Raw genomic sequence first — 24,824 nt, forward strand, 5'->3', positions numbered from 1 at the left:
TTTTTGTAGAAAAGCAACTTTTAAATTAAAAAAGGAGAAACAAATTTTAACATTTACTTTTTCCAATTCCGCTAATCCTTTTCAGAAAACGTTCTAGAAGACAATCAATTCTTTTTATTACTATTCACAAGAACCACAGGCTTATAAGAATTTACTGATTTCAAAAAAAAGACTTCTCTTCGAAAAAATTTCTAAATCAAACTCACGTCTAAAAAAACAGTTCAAGTTCATTCCTTCTAGAATAAGAATATTGTCAAATTAATATATTTGTACAATCCAATTCAGACGCATCTCAATCGTAATCAAAATGAAAAACAAATATACAGTCGGAAGTTTATATGCAGGCGTGGGCGGTATTTGTTTGGGCTTTGAAAATGCAGGTTTCAAATTAGAATGGGCAAATGAATTTGACAAGAAAGCCTGTGTCACTTATCGAAACAATTTCGAGCATAAACTTATTGAAGGCGACGTAATGCAGCTTGATGTAAAAAAACTCAACAAAATAGATATTCTTACTGCCGGCTTTCCTTGCCAGCCTTTTTCTCTTGCGGGTCACAGAAAAGGCTTTAAAGACAGCAGAGGAAATCATTTTTTCAAAATATTAGATTTTATTGATGAAATGAGACCTAAAGTAGTATTTCTCGAAAATGTCAAAAATCTTAAAGGACACGACAAAGGAAATACCATGAAAGTAATTCAGCGCGAAATCAAAAAACGCAATTACACTTTTGACAGCGCCATCTTAAATACTAAAGATTTTGGAAACATTCCGCATAACCGCGAACGAATTTTCATGATCGCGTTTGATAAGGATTTCGTTAAAAAAGGTTTTAAATTTAATTTTCCTGAAAAAGAAGAATTAACCCAAAAAGTTACCGATTTAATCATAAAAGAAAAAGTTGATAAAAAATTCTATTATACAGAAGACAAATACATGTATAACACGCTCAAAGAAGCGGTTGTAAGAGAAGATAGAATTTATCAGTTCAGAAGACATTACGTACGAGAAAACAAAAAAGAAGTCTGCCCTACTCTAACTGCTAATATGGGAACTGGAGGACACAACGTTCCCATTATTACAACAGAATTCGGTTTTAGAAAATTAACTCCAAGAGAGTGTTTTCGTTTTCAAGGTTTTCCTGACAGCTATAAATTACCCAAAATTTCTAATTCGAGCCTTTACAAACAAGCAGGAAATTCGGTAAGTATGCCCGTTATAGAAAGACTAGCTTCAGAAATATTCAAATGCATTGAAAAAATCGAAGCCAAGAAACTCAAAGCAGAAAAGGTTTAAATACTCAAAAGCATAATCGTTCCTTCAATTTTTGCCACACAGACTTCGAGATTTTTCTCAATATCCTTACTCCAAAACCTAAGAACAGTCCAATTTTTATCAATTAGAGAAGAATTGACTTCTTCATCTCGCTGTATATTTCTTTCAATTTTCGGAATCCAATACTCTCTATTCGTTTTAATTCTTAACTGTTCAGTTTTCCAATCTTTTCCGTGAAAAAATTCACTATCCACAAAAATGGCGATTTTATATTTGGCAAAAGTAAGATCAGGCCTTCCAAATATCTTTTTATTGTTCTTTCGATATCTGTAGCCCAATTTCCATAATGCTTTTGCAAGCCTTACTTCGCTCTTTGTAGCAGTACTCTTTATAGCCTGCATAGTTTTCCTCCTCTGTTCGGGAGTTAATCTATCCATCAGAAGATTAAATTTGTTTTGGATGGATAAAGTTAAGGGATTTTACAGAAACAGGAATTTAATTATTAAGTGTCAAAAATTTCAATTTTCACATCTCAAAAGCGCCAAAAAACAAAAAAAGCCTCTACATTTCTGTAAAGGCTTTCTATTTTCTAAATAAGTGGTCCCACCTGGGCTCGAACCAGGGACCACCTGATTATGAGTCAGATTCCTTTTCTTTTATTATAATTTATGTTTTGATTATTATAACTGTAAATCAACCAATTAAGATTTTTAAAAACACTAATAAATCATTATTTCTTATTTTAATTGTACATTTGTTCGTCAAATGCTCGTCAAAAATTACAACTCTTTTCAATTATGGTATCATACAAATTTACATTAAAAGCAACACCAAATGCAAAAGGCGAGTACTTTATTAATCTTGTATTAATTAAGGACAGGATAAATACAAGTTTATCGATCAGGAAGAAATGCAAATATGAAGATTGGTCATTTGAAACAGAACGTCTCAAAAAATCACACAAAGAATACAAGCAAATTAATGACCTGATTGAAAAATATTCGGGTCGGATTAATACTATTATTTATGAATTTGAAGCTGATGAAACACCATTCACCTTGCAAGATATTATAACCAAATTCAAAAAAGATTCTGGAAAACAGAAATCATTAAGCTATACTACTTTTCACGAAAGTTTAATCGAAGAAATTAAAAATGCAGGAAAATTATCAACCTCAAATATTGAAAAGGAAACCCTAAAATCGATTCAACGTTTTTTTGGAAAAACCGAAATCACTTTTAGAGATTTATCCGTTGATGCGATTTATAAATATCAATCTTTTTTAAATGGCAATAATAATAGCCAAAGTACCATTGGTATAAGAATCCGCACTTTAAGGGCTGTTTTTAATAAGGCTATTAAACGTGAAATTATCCCTGTAACAATGTATCCGTTTAATAAATTTAAAGTGTCAAAAATTAAGGAAAGTGGTAAGAAGGAATATTTAACTGAAGAAGAACTTGAGTCATTGAAAAAAGTAAAACTGTTAGAAAAAAAAGACATCGTAGCTCGAGATATGTTTTTACTAAGTTTTTATGGCCGAGGAATCAATTTCATTGACCTAATACAATTAAAAAAAACAGATCTATATAAAGAAACAATTACATATAAAAGGAGTAAAACTGGGGTAATTGTAAATTTTAAAATAAACGAATATTGGAAACGTAAAATCGAGGAGTATACTTCGCCAGGAAACTCACTTTATCTGTTCAATATTATTCATAATAATCAAAACTCCGAAATTTATATAAATAATAGGAAAGAAAAATATTTGAAAATTTACATAAATACACCTCTTAAAAGAATTATTACTGATTTACGTATTCAAAAGAAAATCACTTATTACTGTGCAAGGCATTCTTTTGCAACTATCTTAAAATTCAACAATATCTCAATAGATATTATCAAGGAAGCCTTAGGCCACAAAGATATTAAATCTACGATGTCCTATTTAAATACACTTCCAAGCAATACTTTAGACAAAATGATTGATGACATTATTTTTTAATTAAAAAACACAACACTTCATTACTTTTAAACCATTCAATCTAGTTAGATCCTACGGGTTTAATTCATTAATCAAATAGGGATAGAAACTTTTTTTCAACGGTCTTTAATAAATATCATATTTGGAAATGTCATATTTTGGCTATGTTTAGTTAAAAAATAAACCAAAAAAAATAGCACAAAAATAATTTTTCAATTTTAGAAAAAAATTTTGTGCTATCCTTCTTTTTAAGATAATACTAATTCACACGGAATCTAATATAATCTGGAGTGTAAGGTGAAGTTGTATAATGACAAGCTCCTAGAATTCCCCCTGTTAATTTTTCTAAATCCATTTGATCTTGTTCGTTAATTGCAATGCTTTTAAATTGCTCAAGAGACATTTTTTGGTTGTCTTTAACAACATTTTTTAAATTTTTCAAATCTAACATAGTTATATTTTTTAAGTTATTAATAGGTACAAAACTACAAATAGAATCCATAATCGCAAGTATTTTCATATAATTTTTATATTTACTCCTCCTCATATTTTCAAAGTTGTTTCTCTGCAATGAAAAACCAATTTTTATAAATTTGATATGAAATCGAACTATCATCTTTTAAATGTGGAGTTTCAATTATTTTATCAACTATTGTTTTATAATTATTCGTTTCAAAAAACGATCTAAATTCTTCAGCCGTTAACATTTCCGTCTCATCAGAAAAGAAGTAATCTAAAGGTCCAAAATGAATAAATAATCCTTTTGATTTTAAAATACTATTAATCTTAGGAAACCAAAGCTTGAGAGCAATTACATCGGTAAAGTAGATTGAAAATATAGTATTTAAAGAATAATTATTAAATGGCAAGTCTAATACATCAGAAACAAAAAAATCAATTTTATCAGCTATTTTTTTTCTATTTTCAATGTCTATTGCAGCAGTATATTTTCTTGCAACATCTTCTATTTTAAAGACATTCTTTGGATTAGGATTATAAAAGTCATAGCTAACATTATTTAGCAACTTATTTATATGCCATATCATGGAAAAAGATTTATCTGTAGAATATATTTTATCAAAAATATCACAAAATTCGACAACTAATCTACCTGCTCCACAACCTAAAAACAAAGAATTTTGAAATTTATAATTACTAAGCTCTTCTTTTATAGAATTAACAATGATTTCAATCTGCTCTTCCCCTTCTTTTAAATAACACCAATCTCTCTTTAGGTACCAAAAATCTTTTAATGTTATTTGATAATTATCATTTCTATTCAAATTTAACTTTAAGATATTATCAACACTAACTGTATCTTTTAATACTGCTAGAATTTCATTAATATTATTAAAATTCTCTAAATATGCTTCAAGAAGTTTATCAACATATTGCTGTCTTTCACCATTATATCTGCTTAAATTTAAAAGTTTATTTTCATTACTTTTATTACTGTTATAAAGGAGTAAAAATGATTCAGCTAAATACGAATCTACATCTTTAATGTAAATTTTAACACCACCAATTATTACAAAATCTGTATTAAATACCATAAAAAATTTACTTAATTGCTAAAAAACCTTCGAAACAAACATATTTCATAATGCTGACAACATCTTTAAATCCAGCTCTCTGGAGTAAATCCAAATTGCCTTGAGTAGAAAAAGGTTCCAAAACTCCTTTTAAACTCCGTGTCTTATCAAAAATATCTTCCTTAGAAAAACCTTGTTCTAATTTGTAGTCATTATATAAAGCTGTAAAAATATCTTGAAACCTAGCATCCGGTCCACGAACTTTTTCAAATAGAACAAATGCTCCTCCCCAATTAAGTGACTCATATATTTTATCAAAAATCAGTTGCCTCTCTCTAGGTTTAATAAATTGAATTGTATAGTATGAAACTATCATATCAGCTTTGTCAAGATTCATACTTAGAATATTATCACATATGATATCGATTTCATTGTATTCTAAAACCTTTTTATTAGCAAAATCAACCATGTCTTGTTCGATTTCTACTCCTATAAACTTTATATTCTTTTTTCTGTTGTGTTCAGCTAATTGCAATGTAAGCGAACCTGTACTGCACCCTATCTCATAACACACCGAATCATTTGAAAGAAAAAAATCGGAAAGGCGACAAACCAAATCATGTCCCTCCTTATACATAGGAACAGATTTTAAAATATGGTTGTCGAATTTTTCAACAATTTCACCTGAAAAATTCCAATCAGCATTCATCATCTCTATTGAATTATTTTTTTTTATTAGTTAAATAAAAAATAGGAAAGTTTGAATCAACTTCCCTATTAATACAATTTAGTTATCAGCTGGAATATTACCAGCTATATTGATAACCTCCAGGAATTCTTTCCCAGTGACAAGCACCTAAAATCCCCCCAGTTAATTTCTCCAAATCAACTTGATCTTGTTCTTGAAGTGCAATACTTTTAAATTGCTCCAAAGACAACTTCTGTCCTTCTTTAACTGCTGCTTGAAAATTTTTCAAATCTAACATACACTATTTCGTATTAAATTAATAATTTGATAAAGTAAATACTTATTTTTTTAATTAACAAATATTTAATGCATTACTTCTTAATGTGTAGTTAACCAATAAATCAATGGTAAAATCATTAATTTCATCATCATTTTCATGAGGAACTATTTCCTTTAAAGAATCTCGTAACTGATATCCATAAAAATTCGATTTATTTTTCACCAAATCAACCAATATCAAATCGTAATTACTTAAAATAAAATTAAAGTATCCCCATTCTTTTTTAAATGAATAACTAATATAAGATACTACCAACTTATCCATATCATGAGTAGTCTGGAAAGTATCATATATTACTTTTTTATCTACCGTATCAATATAAAAAAGCAGGCCCTGATCATTAATTTTAAACTCACAATCAAGAATTTGCACTCTATTTTCTTTATTATGCTGTTGTATAATAAGATAATTTTTAAGCCTGTTATTATATAAATTATCGTAATCGATATTTAAATGATAGTTGTATATATAATCATCCATTTCAAACTTCGTAAATAAAACCTCAGCGTTAATTTCCGATATAGCTTTCAATAATTCTGTTCTGTCAAAATTTTCCGCATCAATCTTGTAATCTCTTTCTAAAACTGCTTTCGTTTCTTTAAAATAATTCATAATGGTTATCTCTAAGTGTTCTTTTTACTTTTTCGTAATATTCAGGATAATTTTCTTTAAATGTCATATATATAAACTCGTTCATGTTTAATGATTTTTTCCATGTTGAGACAGGATGTATATAACTAGTTCTTGGAACATCGTGTATTTTTACTAGTTCGGCGAAGCTTTTACTAATAGGCATTGACATATACGGCTCGATAGGCATGTTTTTTTCTATTGACAAACTATAAAATAACGCTTGCTCAAAAAAAACATTAAATGGTGTTAAGTGAGGAAGTAAATCTAATTTATCATAATTTTTATCAATAATCTCAAAAGCTTTTTTTGTATACATTTTAAAAAAATCAATGTCGCACCCTCCAATTATTCCAGCATTAATACCTTCAAAATTATTTAAGGTTGCTTTAGATTTTACATAATTTTTCATCTCTAATGGTAACGTGAAATTATTTTTTTCAATCTCCTCAGTAACTAATGCATAATATTCTACATTATTCTCGAAGTTCTGACAAATTAAAGATTTAGATAGCAAGTCTTTTTCAAATTCTTTCCATATAAAAATATCGTTGTCAATATGTAAAAAAGGTTCGTCTTGAATTTCATACGCTTTTATCTTACCGACCGCCCATAGCTCGGGTCTATAATTATCAATCTCGTTTAAACTGGTATTAACTTTATCATAAGGTAATTCTAAATCGTCAATTAAAATTTTAGCGCCCAGATCATCTGTTACAAGTTCAACATTTGAATAAAACTCTTTAAGTTTCAAGACACTTAAGCAATTTGAAATTAAAAACATTTCATTATTTAGCCAAGATCCGCCTTTTGCTTTCTTTTTTTCTATTGAGTGCAAGAAAGGCTTAGTCCAAAAGCTTTGTACTATTTTATAATTATTCATTTTAATAAATTTTCTATTTGTTTAAGGTATATTTTATCAAGAGGATTGGTATAATTATCTTTCATACTAAACCCTTTGTTGTAAAAATCTTTAGCCTTTAGAAGATTCTCTTTACTTAAGCTTGTTTTTTTTTCCTTTTTATAGGCTAGTGCTAAATAATAGTATGTCTCAGCTAAATAATCATTTAATGTAATTTCTTTTTTTAAACTTTTAATAGCTTCTTTAATATTACCAGTTTCATAATACAGAATTCCTAAATGCAGATAATCATAATTTTGAGGTGTGTAATCTTTAACAGACAACTGTTCTTTAATTAAATTAATCGCTTTCTCTTTTTTTCCAAGTGATTTATAGCATAGTGCAATAACTATTTTCAAATGATAATCCCCGTTCTGTGAATATCCAATATTGTCTTTGTTAATTTTCTCAAGAGCTTCTAGGTCTGTCAACGCTCCTTGGTAATCTCGCAGAAACTGATACTTACACCACCCTCTATAACCTAAATTATCACTAGGATTAACATCAACAGCTTTATCAATTATTTTTTTCCACGTAATAAAATCTCCCCTTTTTAAATAAGGAACAGACTTTTCTCTATAAGCATAATCAAAGTTTGGACACATTTCAATTGCTTTATCAAAATCCATCTGAGAGAATTTATGGCCTTGATACTGTTCGGCATTTACTGCAATTTCGCACGCTTTTTTACAAATGGAATCTTTAAATGCATTGCAATTTGGCTGGCAAAAAATTATGGTCGGAAATAGTATTAAAATTACTTTTAAGATTCTCATGGTAAAATTTCAAGGAGTTTATAATTATCCAATTTAAAAGTCAAGTACTGATAATAATCGAAATTTTTCCCATCATATTCTCCAACTAACCAGCCATCAAGAGATTTAGTTATTTCTAATAATTGACTTTTAATACTCTCATCAAACTTTGCAGGCAAATAATTTAAGTTCATTTCTTGAACTCTAAACAAACCGGTTTTCCCTTCGCAGTTCACTAAAAACCGTATTGTTATATATCCTGTGCCTCCTTCTTTATCTCCAATCATCCCGGGGTGATATTTTTCTTTGAATATTTTAATAATTTCGTATTTTTCTCCTTTATATTGAAATCCTTTAGAAAAATTATAATATTGCGCTGTTTGCTTTTCATCACATATTTTAAAACTTTGATCATCAATTAAAGGATCAAAATTAATATCACCCACCCGTTGAGGATATGATTCTTTTATTTCTTGAGCATTAATGTTCAATGACAACAGAAAAAAAATTAAAATGCTCAATTTCATTAAGTTTGTTTTATTAAATATTTTATAAGAAAAAACATACGGCTGATTTGATACATCTAAAGAATAAATTGTCTTGCGGTTTCTTTCTGTCAATTCGTCACATCTTGAAGAAAAAAAAGTATACCATTTTAGTCCTTCTGACTTATAAAGATGTGGCAAATTGAATTTCTCAACCGAGGCATTAAACCTTTTCATGTTGCTAGAAAATCGTCCTAGTAATTCATGAAGTTGCCTTTCATTAAAGACATTATTTTTTATACAGTTTTCAAAACAAATATTAATATTTGACTGCGTGAACATTCCATGGAATCGACCGTAGACTTCTCCATGATCTTGTGGATTTTTTGTAAAATCTGAAATAGGGCTTTTAAATGGAATAGTGAATAAATCTAATTTTGTATCATACGTCAAAGTATTAAAAACAACATGAGAGCCTTCGTGTAAAATGTGATCCAAAAAAAATATTTCATCATCTTCATTATTGACGTTTAAAAAAATCATATTATGACATTGAATGGAAGCAAAAGAATATGGCTCCCCACAATACATCATAACTTTTTTCACATTCTTTTTTAATAATTTAAAATAATCAAAATAATATTTTTTTATTATATCCAGAGCATTATTAAAATGATCAATATGTTTGGTAAAAAGATTGTTTGTTTCAACATTTACAATTTTTCCCTCATTATTTACAAACATACATTCCTGAAGTGGATGAATCGTTTTTACTAATTCAATTTGTTCTTCCAAATAAAAAATTGGCTCGAAATCGTAATTGATCTTATTATTGTCACTATCTATTAGCGTGAATTTATCCTCTATATTTACTAATGTTAATTCACTGTCCAAAACATCGGTTTTAAAATACCCTATTTTAGAAATATAAATTATTCCCTCTTTATTTGTAAATACAGCTATTTTTTCCTTAGCAATTTTCTCATAACCATAGATAAGGCAATCTAACCACTTATTATCCTTTTGAGTTACGTAAGCAAAAAGAAGAGGGTCCTGATAAATTTCTTGATTGTCGAAATCTAATCTTTCAAAAATATCATTATGCCTTCTGTAAAGTAAAAGCTTGAGTGAGTCAATAGTTTTATCCAGGCATGCATCAAAATCATCATAAAAAAAATCCATAATTACTGTTTTAAATCTTTAGTCAAAATGTATACAAATCGCTCAATTAATTTTAAATCCGCTGTTATTATTTCTGCTTGACCTACTAAATTGTTTGGCTTAATTTTTTTATTCTGATTAGTTATTAATCCATTGTCTAACGAAATGTTTATAAAGTAGTAATTAGAATTTGTTACAGTTGTAATTTTATTAATTTTTCCTTGCAAATAACCATATTCTTCGGATGGATAATTTGCTAATTTGATTATTACTTTTTGACCTTTCTTTACTTTACCGGAGCCAACAGTAGCCATTTTACCTCGAGCAAAATAGCTTCCTTTTTCTGACTGGACTAAAGTAAAGAGGACTTGTTCATTTTTTACAAACTGATTAATTTTCCAGACCTCAAAAAAGTTTATGTTACCATCAGCTGGCGCTTCAAATAAATATTTATTTTTCCAATTTAAAATTTGGGATTTTAATTCTTGAACTGCAGTACTAATATTCGTTACATAATCAATATTTTGATTTTCCTTTTCTAAAATTAACTCCGCATTATCTTTCTTAATTAAACTCTTATCGCTTTCAAGATTAGATATATTCGTACTAAAACTTTTATACCTATTTTCTGTCTGAAGTAACTCAATTTGCATTTTTTCAAAATCACTTTTAGAAATCACTCCCTTTTCAAACAATTCCGAATATCTTAAATAATCCCTTTTTTTAAATTCATATTCTTTTTTAGCTATTTCTTTTTGATAATTATAATCTGACTGAATGTTATTTACTTTATTAATTCTCTCTTTATTTGAACTAATACCGACTAGTTGTGGGTTATATGTTTTATAAAATTTATATTGACTTATGAACTTAATTAAATTATTAAAATATAATTGGCTTTCTCCAAGCTCTAATTTCTCGGGAATTTTCACTATCAATTCTTCAAATGGAAGATTAAGTAGCGAATCAATTTCCTTCATATCCTCTGTGTTTGCAGAGTTTTCTATAACAGCAATCCACTGACCTTTTTTAATAAACTGACCATCGGTAAAATATAATTCCTTTAGCTTTCCACTAGTTCTACTAACAATATTGATCGGAGGATTTTGCGATGTAATTTCTACTTCAGAAACAACAATATCGGGATATTTAATTACCCATGTCAATAACAGTAATATGAATATTATAATAAAAAAAACAGAATTCCCCCATGAAATGATCCAAGAGGGCGTTTTTTCCAATATCTCTTTTGAATACTCGCTTTGCTCGCTTAATAAATCAATTTTCTTTTTCATTTTTTTAATTTGATAACTCTAATTGATTTTTTACCAGTCTAAAATAGGCTCCCTGTTTCTCAACCAATTCTTGGTGGTTCCCTTCTTCTATTATCCTACCTTTCTCCATGACTATTATATTATCCGCATTTTTAACAGTGCTTAATCTATGAGCAATTACCAGCGCAGTTTTACCTTCAAAAAAAGTATTAAGATTATTCATTATTATTTTTTCATTATTTGCATCTAAAGCACTTGTTGCCTCGTCAAAAAATAGAAAATTGGGATTTTTGTAAACTGCTCTAGCAATTAACATTCTTTGCATTTGACCACCACTCAAATTTACACCACTTGTTCCAGAAGGCCCTATTCTTGTATTATAACCAGAAGGTAAAGATTCTATCATTTCTTCGAGGTTTGCCATTTTGACAGAATTCATTAAATCATTTTTGTTAATCACCCCTTCAGCATTAGATTCTGTAATGTTTCTTGCTATCGTATCTGTAAAAATATAACCATCCTGCATCACTACACCACATGAGCCTCTCCATTTCTTTGTATCTATATTTTTAAGATTTATTCTACCTACAGTTATATCTCCTTCCGTTGGAGGATACAATTTCAACAATACTTTTAACAAAGTGGTCTTTCCGCTACCACTTTCTCCAACTATAGCTGTTGTTTTACCTTGAGGAATATGCAAATTGATATTTTCCAAGATCATTTTTGATTTTTTCCCGCCGTATTGAAAATATATATTTTTTAAGTAGATATCATGATTCGTAGGCACCTCATTATGGAATTCTGAATCTGAATATTCATCTTTTATATCATTTATTTCGTTCATCCTCTGAAGACTTATTTTAGCATCTTGAGCATCAATGAAAAATTGAAATAAAGTCATTAAGGGAGCATTAAGCTGTCCTATTATATATTGAACTGCGACCATCATTCCCAAAGTCATATCACCTTTTATAACAGAATAAGCTGCAACAAAAGAAATAAATATATTTTTCACTTCGTTTATTGAATTTGCACCAATCGATTGAATTTGAGATAATTTTAAAGACTCAATAGATATTTTATAGAGTTTAATTCTCATTTCTTCCCAACCCCATCTTCTTTTCTTCTCTGACCCATTAATTTTAATTTCCCTTATTCCATTTACTATTTGAATCAAACTGCTAGAATTTCCAGCGGATTCATCGAACCTCCTATAATCAAGTTCAGCTCTTTTCCTCATGAAAAAATTAATCCAGGCTACGTATAAAATTGCTCCAGTTAAAAAAACCAAAAAAATTGTAACATTATATCCTAACAAAATAATCATGAAAATAATCATGTTGAGCATCGAGAAAAAGGTATTTGGGGAAGTTGTAAGAAATCTTTCCAATCTTTCAGAGTCCTGAACCCTTTGAAGTATATCTCCTGTAATTTTAGAATCAAAAAATGATACGGGAAGTTTCATTAATCTAATAATGAATTCAGAAGCTATTGTTAAATTTATCCTTGCACCGATGTATAATAAAAGCCAACTTCTTATAATGCTAATTACGGACTGTGAGAGAAAAAGTGTTAATTGCGCAATTAAGACTAAAACAACAAAATTGATATTTTTGTAATTTACTCCTTTATCAATTATTGCTTGGGTAAGAAATGGAAATATTATTTGAATTATACTGCCTATAAACAAACCTATAAAAAGTTGAATAATATATTTCCTGTAAGGTTTGATGTAAGGCATCAGTGATTTGAAACCTTCTTTTTTCTTTACATCTTCTTTTCCCTCATAAAACGCAGGAGTAGTTTCTAACAAAATTATTAAACCTTCATCTGAATTATTTAGATATCTAGTATTTTGCCAACCCTCTATAAATTTCTCTTTATCATAAATTAATAAGCCGTGGTCAGGATCGGATACATATACCTTGTTATTCTTAATTTTATATACTATAACAAAATGTCTCTGCCTCCAATGTACAATGCATGGTAAAGGTGCTTGCTTTTCAAGCGTGTCAAAATTAACTGTGGCAACTAAAGTTTTAAATCCAAGAATTTCAGCAGCATCTGTTATTCCCAACACCGACACTCCTTCAGTTGTAATTCCGCATATATCTCTCAGATAATCAGACGAATAAATCTTACCATAAAATTTAGCCAGAATTCGTAAACAAGTTGGACCACAATCGGTTCTGTCATATTGCCGATAAAAAGGGAATTTTCGTTCTTTAATTAGAAACATTTTAATATTTTTGGAAGTAAATATATACAAAAATATGGTTAACTTAAAAAATTTATCAAAAATTGGAATTGGCACCTATAGAATGTCTATTCAAGATTTAGAGCATAGAAATTCATTAAATTATGCAATAGAAAAAGGTATAAATTTAATTGACACAGCTTCTAACTATCAAAATGGAGATTCTGAAAAATTAATAGGAAACTTCATTAAAGATTCTGAAAGAAAAAATGTCTTTGTTGTAACTAAAGCTGGGTATATACAAGGTGATGATATAGAAAAAATAAAGGGTCTAAATATTAAAAAACTAATAAAAATTACTAATCATTTTTTTTATTCACTTGATAAAAAATTCATCAAATTTAAATTTTACGAATCATTAAAAAATTTGAACACAGATTATATTGATTGTTTTTTAATACATAATCCAGAACATTATTTTGCTATCGAAAATAATTATCAGAAAGACATTATTAATGACATACTCGAAATTTTTGAATTTTTAGAAAGTTTGGTAACAGAAGGTAAATTAAGATATTATGGAATTAGCTCCAATAACATAGCCACTATTAATTCTAAAGGAATTGATATTCATAAAATACTTGAATTAAAAAGTAATTATCCTTCTTTTAAAATTTTACAATTTCCATATAACATTGTAGAAAGAGAGGCCTCAAACATTTTAATAAATAAAAATTCATTAATAAGCTTATCCAAAGAAAAAAACATTATTACAATGTCTAACAGACCCCTTAATTCAAGCCTAGATGGAAAAGTATTAAGGCTTGTATATAATAAATCTGATTTAAGTTTAATTGAACATGAAAAGGAAGAAGATCTCTTCAATTCTTTCTTAATAAAAATTACAGAAAAACTAAAAATTTTAGGAGAAAATTCTCCATTGGATGTATTTTTACCGATAAAATTTTTTATTGACAATAGAAAAATTATTGCAAATTCTGAAGCAATTGATAAAGCCATAAATAACTATTTAATACCGTTTCTTTCTCAGATTGAATTAAACAATTATGAAACAATAAATATGTTACGAGAATTGCGCAATTATTGGGTACTTTTTTCCAAAGAATTTAACAATAAAAGGCTTGAAAGTTTACAGCAAGAATTAGTTCACAAAGGAATTTTAGATTCCAATGATAAAAGAGAGTTTCCAGTTTTAGCGTGCAATTTTTATCTTAAAAACGGAATTGATCATGTCTTAATGGGGCTACGGAATAAAAAATACATCGATGAGATTACAGAAATTTTACAATAGCAATGTACAATTCTTATATGCTATAAAATAAATTGTAAAAACTACTCTATTTATTGGAGCTAATTATGTAAAATTAAAGTTACTTAAGGCGAAATAAATAAACTTAGAAATCATCATCTGTAATCATTAAATATTGAATTTCAATTCTTTAATCTTACAAAAAACTTCCTTTTTTTCTTAAATGTAAAGATTTGTCTAATCACCATTAGCTATATTTTTCACAGAATTTATATATGCTTTTTCCATTAGCATTTTGGTTTCTTTATCACTACTATTATACATATACTCCCAAGATTTTTTTATCCTATCATTTTGAATTTGTTTGATTTCAATTTCTTTGTTATTATCGTTATAATGTATTGCCCATTTATAAAGGTTGCTTATTACAACCATAATCGAAAGCCACAAAAACCACCGCCCAAAAACAATTTTATAAAACAGTTTTGCATCCTGTTCCGGAAATAACAAAATCTGGAATTTCCTGACGGTACTTTTTGGCTGTCTGCCGATCATATATTTTATGTCTAGAAAACCTTTCTGAAGGACAGCCTCAATTTGCTTAATATCCAATTGTTCTGAAACATTTTTTTCTATTATATGTTCCTTTTTAAACATATCGATTTTATTCTCTACATTCTTAACTTCAGTAATAAGCGCCTCAATATGCTGATTGTTTGCTTTCTGTTCCAGTGTAAATTCCTCCAGTACTAATTGTAATGTCTCTCTTTCTACATAACCTTTTTTGTCTGTATTTGAATTTGTTTCCATATTTTTTATCTTTTAACATCATCTCCTTAATGCTGATTTCTTCTTTTTCTTTTGAGAAATTCTCCGTAATTCAGGATCGATATAATGCGGCTCATATTCAGAACCCATTAATTGTCCTATAGCTCCTAAAACCTCTTTAACAACTGTTTCTCCTGGTCTGTCTAAACTATAGCTTTGCTTTCCTTTGTTTTGTTTTTCAGTGTTAAAAGAATTAGATATTGACTGACTATCTCTATCATAATTTTTATCTTCACCAGCATTTTTCATGGCATACTGTTGTTTCTGATGCAATATCTTTTCAATTTCCATCAATGAAAAACCAACTTCGCTTCCTTTTATTTTTACTTTTTTATCATCTATAAAAGAAATCCCCCTTCCCTTAAGAACTTTATAACCCAACTCCCACATATGTCTTTCAAATGCTAAATAGGAACTGGCATACTTTAATGTCTGTTGAATATCTTCTTTAAGTTTTTCTTTTCTAATGTCATGGCGAGGCAATAACCTGTCTTTAGGAGAAAGGAATGCTCTTGGACTTAATACTTCTTGAAGACCGTATTTCTTTTCAAGCCGTCGACAAAGTTCAGCCATCCGTTTATAGCTATTACTATCATTGGCAACCTTACCATCAAAGCCAACGCGATTGGATGCAATATGAATATGTTGCTCTTTCGTATCCTTATGTAACACACAAATGTATTGGTTGTCTGCTATACCGAACTCATTAGCGCATTCTCTCCCAATCTCTCGTAATTGTTCTTTGGTCAATATCTCTTCTGGAGCTAGACGTAAAGTGAGGTGCAACATTGGTTTTTCAACACGACTGCTTAATTTTCTGACATCCTTAAACTGCTGTGTAAGCTCGTACTTGTTACCGAAGCATTTATTGTATTCCAATACTTCTGCACGCTCTTTATGCTGCAAATTGTCTTGCATTGCAAGTGCAAGCTTTTTCTCGTCGGACAATTCTCTTTTATCTTCCAGACAGTAGCTAATGCAATGGTAAAAAGAGCTGCCTATGCTTACATGACCTATCATGACATAAAATTTTTAATTTGTACTGCAAGATCTTTAACCTGACCTGACTGTACTTTTAATTCTGCCCGTTCAAGCGGACTTAATTCATCATTGCTATTTCTCTTTTTAGCTATCTGGTTTAAGTTGGCTGCCATGTGATTGAGCACTCCTGTAAAGCTTAGAATTTCTTTTGGAAGGGCTTTATTCCTGTAATCAATCTTTGCAGTAAGTCCAATTTCCCGAAGGTATTCGGAAACGGTAAGATTTACTTTTTTAGCTTTGGATTCAATTATTTTACGCTCGTAGAGCGTACATTTAATTGCCATCAATTGGTCTCTTTTTACTTCCTTTTTGGGTCTTCCACCTCCATTTTTTTTAGTTTCATTCTGTTCTTCCATAGTCTCTTATCATTTATTTTTTGAATGCGGATGCATGAAAAAAATTCCTCTCAACGAATGCGACAGCATAAGGGGAGCCAGCGTTTTGGTTTTACCAAAACATAGCTGGCTACCACTCGGACGTCATATAGATCTCCTAAAACTATGACCTCGTTTAACTTGCTGTTCCCGGTTTAACCATTCGTTTAAATCTTTCTTTTGCTCATATAAAAAACTTTGATCGGTATATTTTGCAGAATCTCTTTGCAGTGCTTCGCTAGTAAATTTTATACCTCCCGTATCTCTGTCTAAATAGAGATCGACTCTCTCATGTTTTTCCATCAACTGTAGAGACTTGTTAAAAAAGGATAGAGAATTTAGTATCAGGAAATTTGTTTGTAGTTTAACCGATTTTTGATTCATCATTTTATAAGAGAGGTAGTCAAAAAAGCCTTCAAAAACGACTACTGATTTTGCTTGGGCATTTATGAAAGTAATATCTTTTGGTGAGCTGCTGCCTTTAAAATTTTCATTACGCAATTCATATCCTCCTGAAATATTCTGAAATCCAATAGCAGTATGCTTTCGATTATTTAACCAAAAATCAACCTCTTTACAATGTTGTCTTGCGATCTCTTGCGAAATGCTTCGGTTGTGTAAATAAGCCATCAGGAATTTATTTTCTAATGTGCGAACATCAACAATAACAATTTTATCACGGAGATTATCTTTCTTCTCATTTGCAATTCTTTGATTTGAAGACTGTCGATTCTCATTATTAAGTGATAAACTTGCCTCAGAGAATGTACTACTGCCATTTAAAAGCTGTAAAAATTCAGAAACTGTACATCTAAAATATTCGATCCCAAAATCAACTACATTTCCTCCCTTCCCTAATCCATGGTCATACCATAAATTTAATTTTTGATTCACTTTAAAAGAGGGTGTCTTTTCATTTCGGAGCGGCGATAGATACCAATAATCCTGATTTTTTATTTGTGATGGCTCATGTCCCACTGTTTCAAGATAATTGACTAAATCAATTTGATTTGCAATTTTACAATTGAACTTTTCCATAATTATTTTTTTAAGTAAATCTTCTATTTGATTGGCACAATTCTGTTCATTTGCTATTGAAAAAAGAATTTTTATTTTGCTTTTTCACGAAACTTTGATGCAAATACTGTCTAATGCATTGATTATAGTAAGATTACTCTGAATCAATGGATGCATCATTGCATCACTTTATTTTTCCCCTGCATCAGTTTTGCATCAAAAAGAGTCTTTATTAGCTTGATGCAAGGTTTGATGCAGATATATTTGACTCAATTACAACACTTTATCTTAGTCTTGCATCAAAGCATCAAATATTTTATAAAACAAAATCTTTTTGATGGTATAGAAACGTCCTCTTCGATCTACTTTTACATATTCACCATGCGACAATAATTCAATTCCACAATAAGACTTCGTATTATCTTCGGGTGTAAAACCCCATCGTTTCAGAATATTTCTTATTTCATTAGCAGAAATATCCATTCTGTTATTTTGCTTTCTCAGTAGAATAAAAAGATCATTAGGAGCTAATTTCAACTCATCCTCTTCCATTTTCTCAAAACATTCATGAATCAATTCAAGCATCAGAATTTCTTCTTTATTTCGATTTACAAGTTTTAACAAAGAGGCAGTCATAATCTGTTCCGGTTTAAACCACATTCTCGTTTTTTGATGAGAAAAATAATTTCTCATTTGGAGGAACTTTAAGAAATACGGAATTTCTTTGTTCAGTTTTTTAAGAAAGAAAACATCTTCTGTATTTATAGTACGAATTTTACGAATCCAAAAACGGATTTCTTCTTCGTCTATTTGGATAAAATTATCTTCATTATTAGAACAAAGAATAAATTTCGCAAAGAATTCAATTTCTTGTCGATCCTTGCCTTTTGCTTCCATTTTATCTTTGTCAGTTGTAGAAAGATACTTTAATCTTTCTGTAATCTCCTTTCTATCAAAAAAGACTTCATCAATAGCCACAAGAAGCATACTCGCCCAATCAGAATTAAACTGCGAGCCAAATGAATCTCCTTTTATGTAAGTCATATTCATTCCAAAAATTGCTTTCAGCCACTTTATGAAGGAGCTTTTTCCTGTCGATCGTTCTTTGCTTACTAAGCAAAGAATCGGTAATGTTTGCGTAGGTTTTTCATATAAAAGTTTTATGTAGTCTAAGCCTAATTGCGCTTGGTCGCCAAAAATATGTTGAATAAATTGCAATGAATTAGGAATCAATTTTTCTAGTTCATCTATCGGAAAATCCTTGACGATGGGTTGGTTAGGTAGTTCATGATAGGTATTATAGAAATCATCTACAATTTGCTCGTAACCAAAATGATTAGGAATACAGCAAAATCCATCTAATTTAAGTATGCTATTCAAAAATGATTTTCCATGATCTGAAATGATTGTTTCACGATTCCACCGAACCATTACTTTTACTTTATCGCCAGATATTAAAGGTTTATCAATAATTTTGAAATAGGCAGTTCCTACTCTGATATAAGGAATATCTAAGTCCATAAGATTCAAATTATAATCCTTACAATTTTGTCATAAGAATTTGATTAAAAAATAAAAGATTTTTATGCGCTAATTTTATGGAAGTTGAACGATTTATTTTTTCCAAAAAGTAGCATTGGTGTTCTCAAGATCTTCAGTAGTGCTAATGATCTCTCCGTTTAAATAATCAAGAAGATCTGCTTTTCTAAAATAGATTTTCTTTTGACCTTTTTTCTTGGAATATCTAATCTTTCGTTGGTGGGTAAGCTGATAAATGTATTTGACCTCTATAGATAAAAACTCGGCAGCTTCTTCAGAAGAATAAACATCTTTACTATTTAAAGATAGTTTCATTAATGCCTTTTTAATAAAGGCATCTTGTTTCTTTGCTAGTTCCATTACGATCAATTCCAATCGATCAATTTTGGAAGTAAAATTACTTGCATCCATGTATCTAATTTTTAAATTATGAAACAAGTTTACGCAGGTTTGGTTATGTAAAAAATCGTGTAAAAACAATTTACATATTTAAAATAACTAATAATAATAAATTCTCAAACGGAACAAATCACTTTAGCTTATTATATCTTTAAAAAATATATTTGAGTAATCAAATTTTACATAGCGATCAAGGCAATTTTTCAAAAAATCTTGTAAAATCGTTAATGTGTAAAATTTTATCTCCCTCATTTATTGCAATATAATTATTTAAGAAATCAATGATTTTGGTATTTGTTTTATCTTTAATCTGAGAATTCCAATTTTTTTGAATATTGAAAAGTGATGTCAATATTTCAATTATGTTCTGTTTAGAATTTCTTTTATTATCTGTTTTTATTAAAATAGATTTCTCTTTTATACCAATCCCATTGCATAACTTATAAAGATTTTCAATTGAAGAGTCATCCCTAAAAACATTAACGTGCTTCTCTATTATCACATCAAACTCTCTTCGATGAATCTGTCTAATAATATCTCCATACGTTAGATTTACTGCATCTTTAAAATTCACACCATTGAGGATAATTGCAGAAACGATTTTATTTTTTTCAAAAACAACTTCTCTTTGTTTAAATATTTCTGTAGGGTTCTGAAAACAATCTTTTAATATTTCAAAAATACTTCTTGGAGTTTTTATCTCAAACATATAAAGTAATGCAGCTTGACTAAAAAGAAGCAAAAAGAGAACCAATATAACCCTATAGGTTTGTTCTGCAATTACAGATTCTTTTCCTAGAAATATTCCTATAAAAAATGATACAGCACAAATCAATGATAAAATTACCAGCCTACTCCTATTAGTTCCAGCGTAGTAACAAAATTCTTCTTCGGAGTATAAATTTACCAGCAGAGGTTTAACAATGAAAAATAATCTGCAAAGCAGATAAATAGGAACGATAATTTTTGCAAAAATTATGATAAATGACAAGATGTAGATATAAATGGTCATATTATAAATCATTAACTTATATAAAAGTAAACAAAACTAATTGATTATAAAACAACTAATGCTCGTCAAATGCTCGTCAGAAGAAAACAAAAAAACCTTTACATTTCTGTAAAGGCTTGATTTTGCTAGTGGTCCCACCTGGGCTCGAACCAGGGACCACCTGATTATGAGTCAGGTGCTCTAACCAGCTGAGCTATAGGACCGGTTTAGAGGATGCAATATTACTACTATTTTTCATTCACTCCAAATATTTTAAGACATCATTTGAATTTTATTTTAAATCTTTTTTTGAATCTCAAAAACGAAATTGATTTTCAACATCTTATTTAAAAATTAAAATGACATTTTTTTATTTAATTTCTTGGCAAAGCTCCACCAAAACTCCATTTGTATTCTTTGGATGCAAAAAAACAACCAATTTATTATCGGCTCCTTTCTTCGGAACTTCGTTAATCAAGACAAAACCTTCATTTTTTAAACGAGTAATTTCCGCTTCTATATCATCAACATCAAAAGCAATGTGATGAATTCCTTCTCCTTTTTTCTCCAGAAATTTAGCAATCGGACTTTCAGGATTTGTTGCCACCAAAAGTTCAATCTTATTATTTCCAGTTTGAAAAAAAGAAGTTAATACGCCTTCGCTTTCTACTGCTTCCATTTTATAAGACGGAACACCAAGCATTTTTTCGAACAAAATATTGGCATCGTCCATATTCTTAACTGCAATCCCGATATGCTCTATTTTATTTACCATTTCTCTTATCTTGATTGATTTATATAAGTATTAAAATAACCACATTCTGCAATTACATCCTGATAATATTTGGTATCAGAATAGTCTTTTCTTAAAGCTTTGAATGAGTTCCAGGCAATAAAATTAACTTTATCATCTTGAATTTCCCAATAGCTGTTTACGTTATTGTATTTTTTATTGTAATATTCATTTCTTTCACATTTTGAAATCAGATACAAACATTTTGCTTTTTGTTCTTTGTTTGATGCTGCTTCAAAAGCTTTTTGATAATACATTTTTGAAACCGAATTATTCGTAATCATTTCTTTCATTGTATTTCTAAATGAATATGGACTAGAACCATAACCTACAATTTTGTTTTCATAAAAAGTTCTTCCGTTTCCAAAATGAGAAATATTATAAAACGCATTTCCTAGCAAAAGACTATTCGTGTAAACATCTTCTTTCTGCTCCAATTTATCCTGCATTTCTTTTATTGTAGTCAAGAAATCCATGAAAGTATATTTTCTTTTCTGATACGCCGCGTGATCGCAATCATGACAGTCTTTTATACTTCCGTTAAACGGATTTCCTAAGAATTTATAATATTGAACCGAATCGGTTTGTTTCATAAACTCGATTGCTTCTGGAATTTTGTTTTTGAATGTCGCCTGAACTGCTTGAAAATTATTTATATCTTTTAGTTTCAAACTATAAATTCCTGCTCCAATATTTTCTATTTCAGTTTTATTTGGTTTTGCCAAAAATGTTTTAATTCCCAATAATTTCTTCTCATCATCATAAAACGAATTTCCATCATTCCAATAACCATAACGAGATTCACCAAAAATTTCAGCCATAACCAAATTGCCGCTTTCTTTATAAAGATTTGACAAATAACTTCTGCTCCATGATGAAGCATTCTGATAACGAAATTCTTGTCCTTTATAATTTTTAGGAAGTTCATAATACAGCCAATTCAAATCAGCTAGAATTGTTTTTTCGTTTTTATCAGTCAGCTTATCTATTTTGCTCAAATTATTTACAAAACGCAATAATCGAATTTGATATTTAGCCAATTCTGTTTTTGGAAGTGTTTTTTCTGCTTTATTATAACTCTTATCCGCATTGGCATAATCGCCTTTTAACGTTTGAAGATATCCAATCGCAAGATCCCATAAATATGGTTTTTCGGTATTTCCAGCAGCAGAAATTTTTGCAATTAAATCAACTGCACTATTGTCAACTTTTGCTTTGTTTTCATTTTTATTCTCTGCAACAGTCTGCGGTGTTGGCGGCTTGCTATAATCTCCGCTGCTCACCTGAAATGAATTGTTTATTTTTTGCTCTAGCGAATTTACCAATCTCGTTCCTAGATAATTTAAATGTTCACTTTTCGGATCTAACTCGTAGATTTTTTCAATCGCCTGTTTTTCATCTTTATAATATCCGTGAATTGCCCAAAGCGCTGCTTTTTCTTTATTGTTTTTTGCCATGGCTAAAGCCTTAGTCCAATCAGATTCATTTTTTGGTTTGAAACTATAGGCCGTAACCACTCTTAATTCTGGACATTTGTCAAAAACCTGAGCATATAAATAATTTGAAGTCGCGTATTTTTTCTGCTTATAATTTATTCCGGCAACATACGCCAAAGCACGATAATATAAAGTATTCTTGGCAACAGAACTTTCGGTTTTGTTAAAAAAGTCAATTGCTTTTTGTTTGTCATTACTATAAAAACGCGCCTTCATAGTGAGGAACCAATATCTGTTTTTTAAAAACGGATCAGACAAAGTATTGTATACATTTTCGATTGATTGAATCATTTTGGCATCATTGAAAGTTTTTGCCACAACAGGATCATAACTCCAATAATCTTCGCCAATTGAAACGGTTTCTATTTTTTGAGCCAAATACAAAAATTCAACAAAGTTTTTTACTTTCTCATCTTTCAAATTCAGCTTTTTGCCCCATTTTTGAGAGCTTTTGTTTTCTTTTTTTGTTTTATAAAAAACGTGCAGATCCGTTATTTCTTCTTTGTTTTTAATCGTATTTTTTTCATCAGAATAATATCTCGGCTTTTCATCTCCAATTAAAAAATAATTGACTGTTGTTGTATCGACTTTTCCTTTAAGATAATCTGCCCAATCTGATTTTATATTTTTATTGAAACGCGAATTATGCTGGGTATCAAAACCAATTCCGTAGAAAATTCCACCTGATAAAAACAGAGGCGAGTATGATTTGTCGGCAAAAGTTTCTGGAGTAAAGTTTGAATTATAAGCACCAAAATAATCCCAATCTCCATCTGCACAGGCATAAATTATTCCACAGGCAAAAAGGAATGCGGCACTAAAACCAAGAAACAACTTGCTTAAAAATATTCTTTTCATAATTATTTAAATTGAATTCGTCTAAATCGTAAAATATAATTTCGTTTGGCTTTTCGATAAGATTGTCTTGCAAATCTTCTGCCATTTCTTTTAAATCTTCTGCTTTAATTTCTTCTATTTTCAAAAGATCATTTTCTTCATAAAAAATACCATTTTTATAATTGGAATGTTTTACCCTAAAAAAAATCGGACTTGTTTTTTCAAAATTGGAATCTTTCTCTAATGTTGAAATGCTCATTTTAGAACGAAGTCCAATCACTTTATTGTCTCTAATATGAACTCCCCAAGAATAAATCGGGAATGCAAAATCAAGATGCAGCGGATATTTCTTCAAACTTTTCAGATATCGCTCTGCCACTTTCTGATCGTAAATAGAATTTAGCGAATCTGGCGCAATCGAACCCATATTGTAATACATCAGAACTCCAGAATCTACATTTGGGATTTTTGTTTTTTTGAAGTATTTCACCTGATGCAGTCGAATGGTCGCTGAAAGTTTCTTTTTTGAAAGTTTTTTAAAAACCTCGATAAACTTCAAATACTTCTCTTTGCTATTCAGTGTCCAATCGCAGTCAATTTGAATTTCCCGACAATCAATTTTGTTTTTGGAATTGATTTGTTCTATAAAATCAAAAGTTTTTTGAGCCAGATTTTCTACATCGAGACTGGTTTGCAGCATGACTTTATTTTGAATAAAAACTACTGGAACAATTGCATATTCTTTTGGATTTTCTTCAAATCGGATTGGGCTAATGGGAATAGGAAAATTGGTTTCTGGATGGAGTCCGATGTCAAAATACCTCACATACAGTTTTTGAACATTATTTTCATTCAAAACTTCTTTTTCTGTATTTGAAAATTTGAACATCGTTTTCCAGTAATAAAAAGAGATTACAGGTTTTTCATTTTTAGTGCATGAAAACATTAAAAAGAGAAACAAAACTGGAAAAAATCGCTTGAACAAAACTTAGAAAATTACATTTTAGTTCAA

At 29.5% G+C, this 24,824-nt stretch carries 24 protein-coding genes and 2 tRNA genes; 3 read left to right on the top strand and 23 right to left on the bottom strand.

Annotation, left to right across the window (positions count from 1 at the left end; all coding sequences use genetic code 11):
* The first annotated feature begins 307 nt into the window (after nucleotides 1-307).
* Complete coding sequence (locus tag FF52_RS10320; protein ID WP_008465224.1) at nucleotides 308-1,294, top strand: DNA cytosine methyltransferase; 987 nt, start codon at nucleotides 308-310, stop codon at nucleotides 1,292-1,294.
* On the opposite strand, the gene FF52_RS10325 is transcribed toward FF52_RS10320, so the two are convergent.
* Nucleotides 1,291-1,710, bottom strand: coding sequence for a very short patch repair endonuclease (locus tag FF52_RS10325; protein WP_008465225.1), 420 nt, complete (start codon nucleotides 1,708-1,710; stop codon nucleotides 1,291-1,293). The genes FF52_RS10320 and FF52_RS10325 overlap by 4 nt on opposite strands.
* Nucleotides 1,711-1,871: 161 nt before the next feature.
* Nucleotides 1,872-1,983: transfer RNA gene (locus tag FF52_RS23630), tRNA-Met, on the bottom strand.
* Between the two features lie 36 nt (nucleotides 1,984-2,019).
* Here FF52_RS23630 and FF52_RS10330 point away from each other — a divergent pair.
* Nucleotides 2,020-3,282, top strand: a complete 1,263-nt coding sequence (locus FF52_RS10330) for a tyrosine-type recombinase/integrase (RefSeq protein ID WP_157498569.1) — start codon at nucleotides 2,020-2,022, stop codon at nucleotides 3,280-3,282.
* Nucleotides 3,283-3,520: 238 nt separating this feature from the next.
* Here the strand turns inward: FF52_RS10330 and FF52_RS10335 are convergent, their stop codons facing one another.
* The 10 genes from FF52_RS10335 to FF52_RS10380 all read right to left on the bottom strand — a co-directional run bounded on the left by FF52_RS10335 (nucleotide 3,521) and on the right by FF52_RS10380 (nucleotide 13,269).
* Nucleotides 3,521-3,781, bottom strand: a complete 261-nt coding sequence (locus FF52_RS10335; RefSeq protein WP_157498571.1) for a hypothetical protein — start codon at nucleotides 3,779-3,781, stop codon at nucleotides 3,521-3,523.
* 31 nt (nucleotides 3,782-3,812) lie between these two features.
* Nucleotides 3,813-4,814, bottom strand: coding sequence for a hypothetical protein (locus tag FF52_RS10340; RefSeq protein ID WP_008465230.1), 1,002 nt, complete (start codon nucleotides 4,812-4,814; stop codon nucleotides 3,813-3,815).
* Between the two features lie 7 nt (nucleotides 4,815-4,821).
* Nucleotides 4,822-5,505, bottom strand: coding sequence for a methyltransferase domain-containing protein (locus FF52_RS10345; protein ID WP_008465231.1), 684 nt, complete (start codon nucleotides 5,503-5,505; stop codon nucleotides 4,822-4,824).
* Nucleotides 5,506-5,599: 94 nt separating this feature from the next.
* Complete coding sequence (locus FF52_RS10350) at nucleotides 5,600-5,779, bottom strand: hypothetical protein (protein ID WP_035691350.1); 180 nt, start codon at nucleotides 5,777-5,779, stop codon at nucleotides 5,600-5,602.
* Between the two features lie 54 nt (nucleotides 5,780-5,833).
* The gene (locus FF52_RS10355) at nucleotides 5,834-6,433 is read right to left on the bottom strand and encodes a hypothetical protein (RefSeq protein ID WP_008465233.1); all 600 of its coding nucleotides are present in this window, start codon (nucleotides 6,431-6,433) and stop codon (nucleotides 5,834-5,836) included.
* Entirely contained in the window at nucleotides 6,420-7,334 is a 915-nt protein-coding gene (locus FF52_RS10360; RefSeq protein ID WP_008465235.1) for a DUF6734 family protein, read from the bottom strand. The genes FF52_RS10355 and FF52_RS10360 overlap by 14 nt, the downstream gene beginning before the upstream one ends.
* Nucleotides 7,331-8,128 (bottom strand): tetratricopeptide repeat protein, encoded by a 798-nt coding sequence (locus FF52_RS10365; protein WP_008465237.1) that lies wholly within the window; start codon nucleotides 8,126-8,128, stop codon nucleotides 7,331-7,333. Before FF52_RS10365 ends, FF52_RS10360 begins: the two co-directional genes overlap by 4 nt.
* Nucleotides 8,125-9,774 carry a hypothetical protein gene (locus tag FF52_RS23155; protein WP_008465238.1) on the bottom strand — a complete coding sequence of 550 codons (1,650 nt, stop codon included), beginning with the start codon at nucleotides 9,772-9,774 and terminating at the stop codon, nucleotides 8,125-8,127. Before FF52_RS23155 ends, FF52_RS10365 begins: the two co-directional genes overlap by 4 nt.
* A 2-nt stretch (nucleotides 9,775-9,776) precedes the next feature.
* Nucleotides 9,777-11,048, bottom strand: coding sequence for an HlyD family secretion protein (locus tag FF52_RS10375; protein WP_008465239.1), 1,272 nt, complete (start codon nucleotides 11,046-11,048; stop codon nucleotides 9,777-9,779).
* Between the two features lie 4 nt (nucleotides 11,049-11,052).
* Complete coding sequence (locus FF52_RS10380; RefSeq protein ID WP_008465240.1) at nucleotides 11,053-13,269, bottom strand: peptidase domain-containing ABC transporter; 2,217 nt, start codon at nucleotides 13,267-13,269, stop codon at nucleotides 11,053-11,055.
* A gap of 10 nt (nucleotides 13,270-13,279) precedes the next feature.
* On the opposite strand from FF52_RS10380, the gene FF52_RS10385 reads away from it, so the two are divergent.
* A complete protein-coding gene (locus tag FF52_RS10385) occupies nucleotides 13,280-14,539 on the top strand; it encodes an aldo/keto reductase (RefSeq protein WP_157498573.1) in 1,260 nt (419 codons plus the stop codon).
* Between the two features lie 195 nt (nucleotides 14,540-14,734).
* On the opposite strand, the gene FF52_RS10390 is transcribed toward FF52_RS10385, so the two are convergent.
* The 11 genes from FF52_RS10390 to FF52_RS10440 all read right to left on the bottom strand — a co-directional run bounded on the left by FF52_RS10390 (nucleotide 14,735) and on the right by FF52_RS10440 (nucleotide 24,701).
* A complete protein-coding gene (locus FF52_RS10390; protein WP_008465242.1) occupies nucleotides 14,735-15,307 on the bottom strand; it encodes a hypothetical protein in 573 nt (190 codons plus the stop codon).
* Between the two features lie 18 nt (nucleotides 15,308-15,325).
* Complete coding sequence (locus tag FF52_RS10395; RefSeq protein ID WP_008465243.1) at nucleotides 15,326-16,345, bottom strand: relaxase/mobilization nuclease domain-containing protein; 1,020 nt, start codon at nucleotides 16,343-16,345, stop codon at nucleotides 15,326-15,328.
* Entirely contained in the window at nucleotides 16,342-16,722 is a 381-nt protein-coding gene (locus tag FF52_RS10400; RefSeq protein WP_008465244.1) for a plasmid mobilization protein, read from the bottom strand. The genes FF52_RS10395 and FF52_RS10400 overlap by 4 nt, the downstream gene beginning before the upstream one ends.
* A 123-nt stretch (nucleotides 16,723-16,845) precedes the next feature.
* A complete protein-coding gene (locus tag FF52_RS10405) occupies nucleotides 16,846-17,778 on the bottom strand; it encodes a toprim domain-containing protein (protein ID WP_008465245.1) in 933 nt (310 codons plus the stop codon).
* Nucleotides 17,779-18,045: 267 nt separating this feature from the next.
* Complete coding sequence (locus tag FF52_RS10410) at nucleotides 18,046-19,278, bottom strand: primase-helicase family protein (RefSeq protein WP_008465247.1); 1,233 nt, start codon at nucleotides 19,276-19,278, stop codon at nucleotides 18,046-18,048.
* A 93-nt stretch (nucleotides 19,279-19,371) separates the two neighbouring features.
* On the bottom strand, nucleotides 19,372-19,707 hold the full coding sequence (locus FF52_RS10415; RefSeq protein WP_008465248.1) for a helix-turn-helix domain-containing protein: 336 nt from the start codon (nucleotides 19,705-19,707) through the stop codon (nucleotides 19,372-19,374).
* Between the two features lie 178 nt (nucleotides 19,708-19,885).
* On the bottom strand, nucleotides 19,886-20,686 hold the full coding sequence (locus FF52_RS10420) for a hypothetical protein (protein ID WP_157498575.1): 801 nt from the start codon (nucleotides 20,684-20,686) through the stop codon (nucleotides 19,886-19,888).
* Between the two features lie 150 nt (nucleotides 20,687-20,836).
* Nucleotides 20,837-20,910, bottom strand: a tRNA-Ile gene (locus tag FF52_RS10425).
* 146 nt (nucleotides 20,911-21,056) lie between these two features.
* Nucleotides 21,057-21,461, bottom strand: coding sequence for a methylmalonyl-CoA epimerase (mce, locus tag FF52_RS10430; protein WP_008465250.1), 405 nt, complete (start codon nucleotides 21,459-21,461; stop codon nucleotides 21,057-21,059).
* 5 nt (nucleotides 21,462-21,466) lie between these two features.
* Nucleotides 21,467-23,833, bottom strand: a complete 2,367-nt coding sequence (locus FF52_RS10435; protein WP_008465251.1) for a hypothetical protein — start codon at nucleotides 23,831-23,833, stop codon at nucleotides 21,467-21,469.
* The gene (locus FF52_RS10440; RefSeq protein WP_008465252.1) at nucleotides 23,793-24,701 is read right to left on the bottom strand and encodes a hypothetical protein; all 909 of its coding nucleotides are present in this window, start codon (nucleotides 24,699-24,701) and stop codon (nucleotides 23,793-23,795) included. Before FF52_RS10440 ends, FF52_RS10435 begins: the two co-directional genes overlap by 41 nt.
* Between the last annotated feature and the right edge of the window lie 123 nt (nucleotides 24,702-24,824).

The organism is Flavobacterium sp. F52, assembly GCF_000278705.1.
GTDB classification, from domain to species: domain Bacteria; phylum Bacteroidota; class Bacteroidia; order Flavobacteriales; family Flavobacteriaceae; genus Flavobacterium; species Flavobacterium anhuiense.

Bases quoted from the DNA above. Each gene is read 5' to 3' on its own strand.
- FF52_RS10360 (WP_008465235.1), bottom strand. From the start codon at position 7,334: ATGAATAATTATAAAATAGTACAAAGCTTTTGGACTAAGCCTTTCTTG.
- FF52_RS10390 (WP_008465242.1), bottom strand. From the start codon at position 15,307: ATGGAAACAAATTCAAATACAGACAAAAAAGGTTATGTAGAAAGAGAG.
- FF52_RS10380 (WP_008465240.1), bottom strand. From the start codon at position 13,269: ATGTTTCTAATTAAAGAACGAAAATTCCCTTTTTATCGGCAATATGAC.
- FF52_RS10340 (WP_008465230.1), bottom strand. From the start codon at position 4,814: ATGGTATTTAATACAGATTTTGTAATAATTGGTGGTGTTAAAATTTAC.
- FF52_RS10435 (WP_008465251.1), bottom strand. From the start codon at position 23,833: ATGAAAAGAATATTTTTAAGCAAGTTGTTTCTTGGTTTTAGTGCCGCA.
- FF52_RS10400 (WP_008465244.1), bottom strand. From the start codon at position 16,722: ATGGAAGAACAGAATGAAACTAAAAAAAATGGAGGTGGAAGACCCAAA.
- FF52_RS10345 (WP_008465231.1), bottom strand. From the start codon at position 5,505: ATGATGAATGCTGATTGGAATTTTTCAGGTGAAATTGTTGAAAAATTC.
- FF52_RS10410 (WP_008465247.1), bottom strand. From the start codon at position 19,278: ATGGACTTAGATATTCCTTATATCAGAGTAGGAACTGCCTATTTCAAA.
- FF52_RS10405 (WP_008465245.1), bottom strand. From the start codon at position 17,778: ATGGAAAAGTTCAATTGTAAAATTGCAAATCAAATTGATTTAGTCAAT.
- FF52_RS10415 (WP_008465248.1), bottom strand. From the start codon at position 19,707: ATGGATGCAAGTAATTTTACTTCCAAAATTGATCGATTGGAATTGATC.
- mce (WP_008465250.1), bottom strand. From the start codon at position 21,461: ATGGTAAATAAAATAGAGCATATCGGGATTGCAGTTAAGAATATGGAC.
- FF52_RS10440 (WP_008465252.1), bottom strand. From the start codon at position 24,701: ATGTTCAAATTTTCAAATACAGAAAAAGAAGTTTTGAATGAAAATAAT.
- FF52_RS23155 (WP_008465238.1), bottom strand. From the start codon at position 9,774: ATGGATTTTTTTTATGATGATTTTGATGCATGCCTGGATAAAACTATT.
- FF52_RS10320 (WP_008465224.1), top strand. From the start codon at position 308: ATGAAAAACAAATATACAGTCGGAAGTTTATATGCAGGCGTGGGCGGT.
- FF52_RS10350 (WP_035691350.1), bottom strand. From the start codon at position 5,779: ATGTTAGATTTGAAAAATTTTCAAGCAGCAGTTAAAGAAGGACAGAAG.
- FF52_RS10395 (WP_008465243.1), bottom strand. From the start codon at position 16,345: ATGATAGGTCATGTAAGCATAGGCAGCTCTTTTTACCATTGCATTAGC.
- FF52_RS10335 (WP_157498571.1), bottom strand. From the start codon at position 3,781: ATGAAAATACTTGCGATTATGGATTCTATTTGTAGTTTTGTACCTATT.
- FF52_RS10325 (WP_008465225.1), bottom strand. From the start codon at position 1,710: ATGGATAGATTAACTCCCGAACAGAGGAGGAAAACTATGCAGGCTATA.
- FF52_RS10375 (WP_008465239.1), bottom strand. From the start codon at position 11,048: ATGAAAAAGAAAATTGATTTATTAAGCGAGCAAAGCGAGTATTCAAAA.
- FF52_RS10365 (WP_008465237.1), bottom strand. From the start codon at position 8,128: ATGAGAATCTTAAAAGTAATTTTAATACTATTTCCGACCATAATTTTT.
- FF52_RS10355 (WP_008465233.1), bottom strand. From the start codon at position 6,433: ATGAATTATTTTAAAGAAACGAAAGCAGTTTTAGAAAGAGATTACAAG.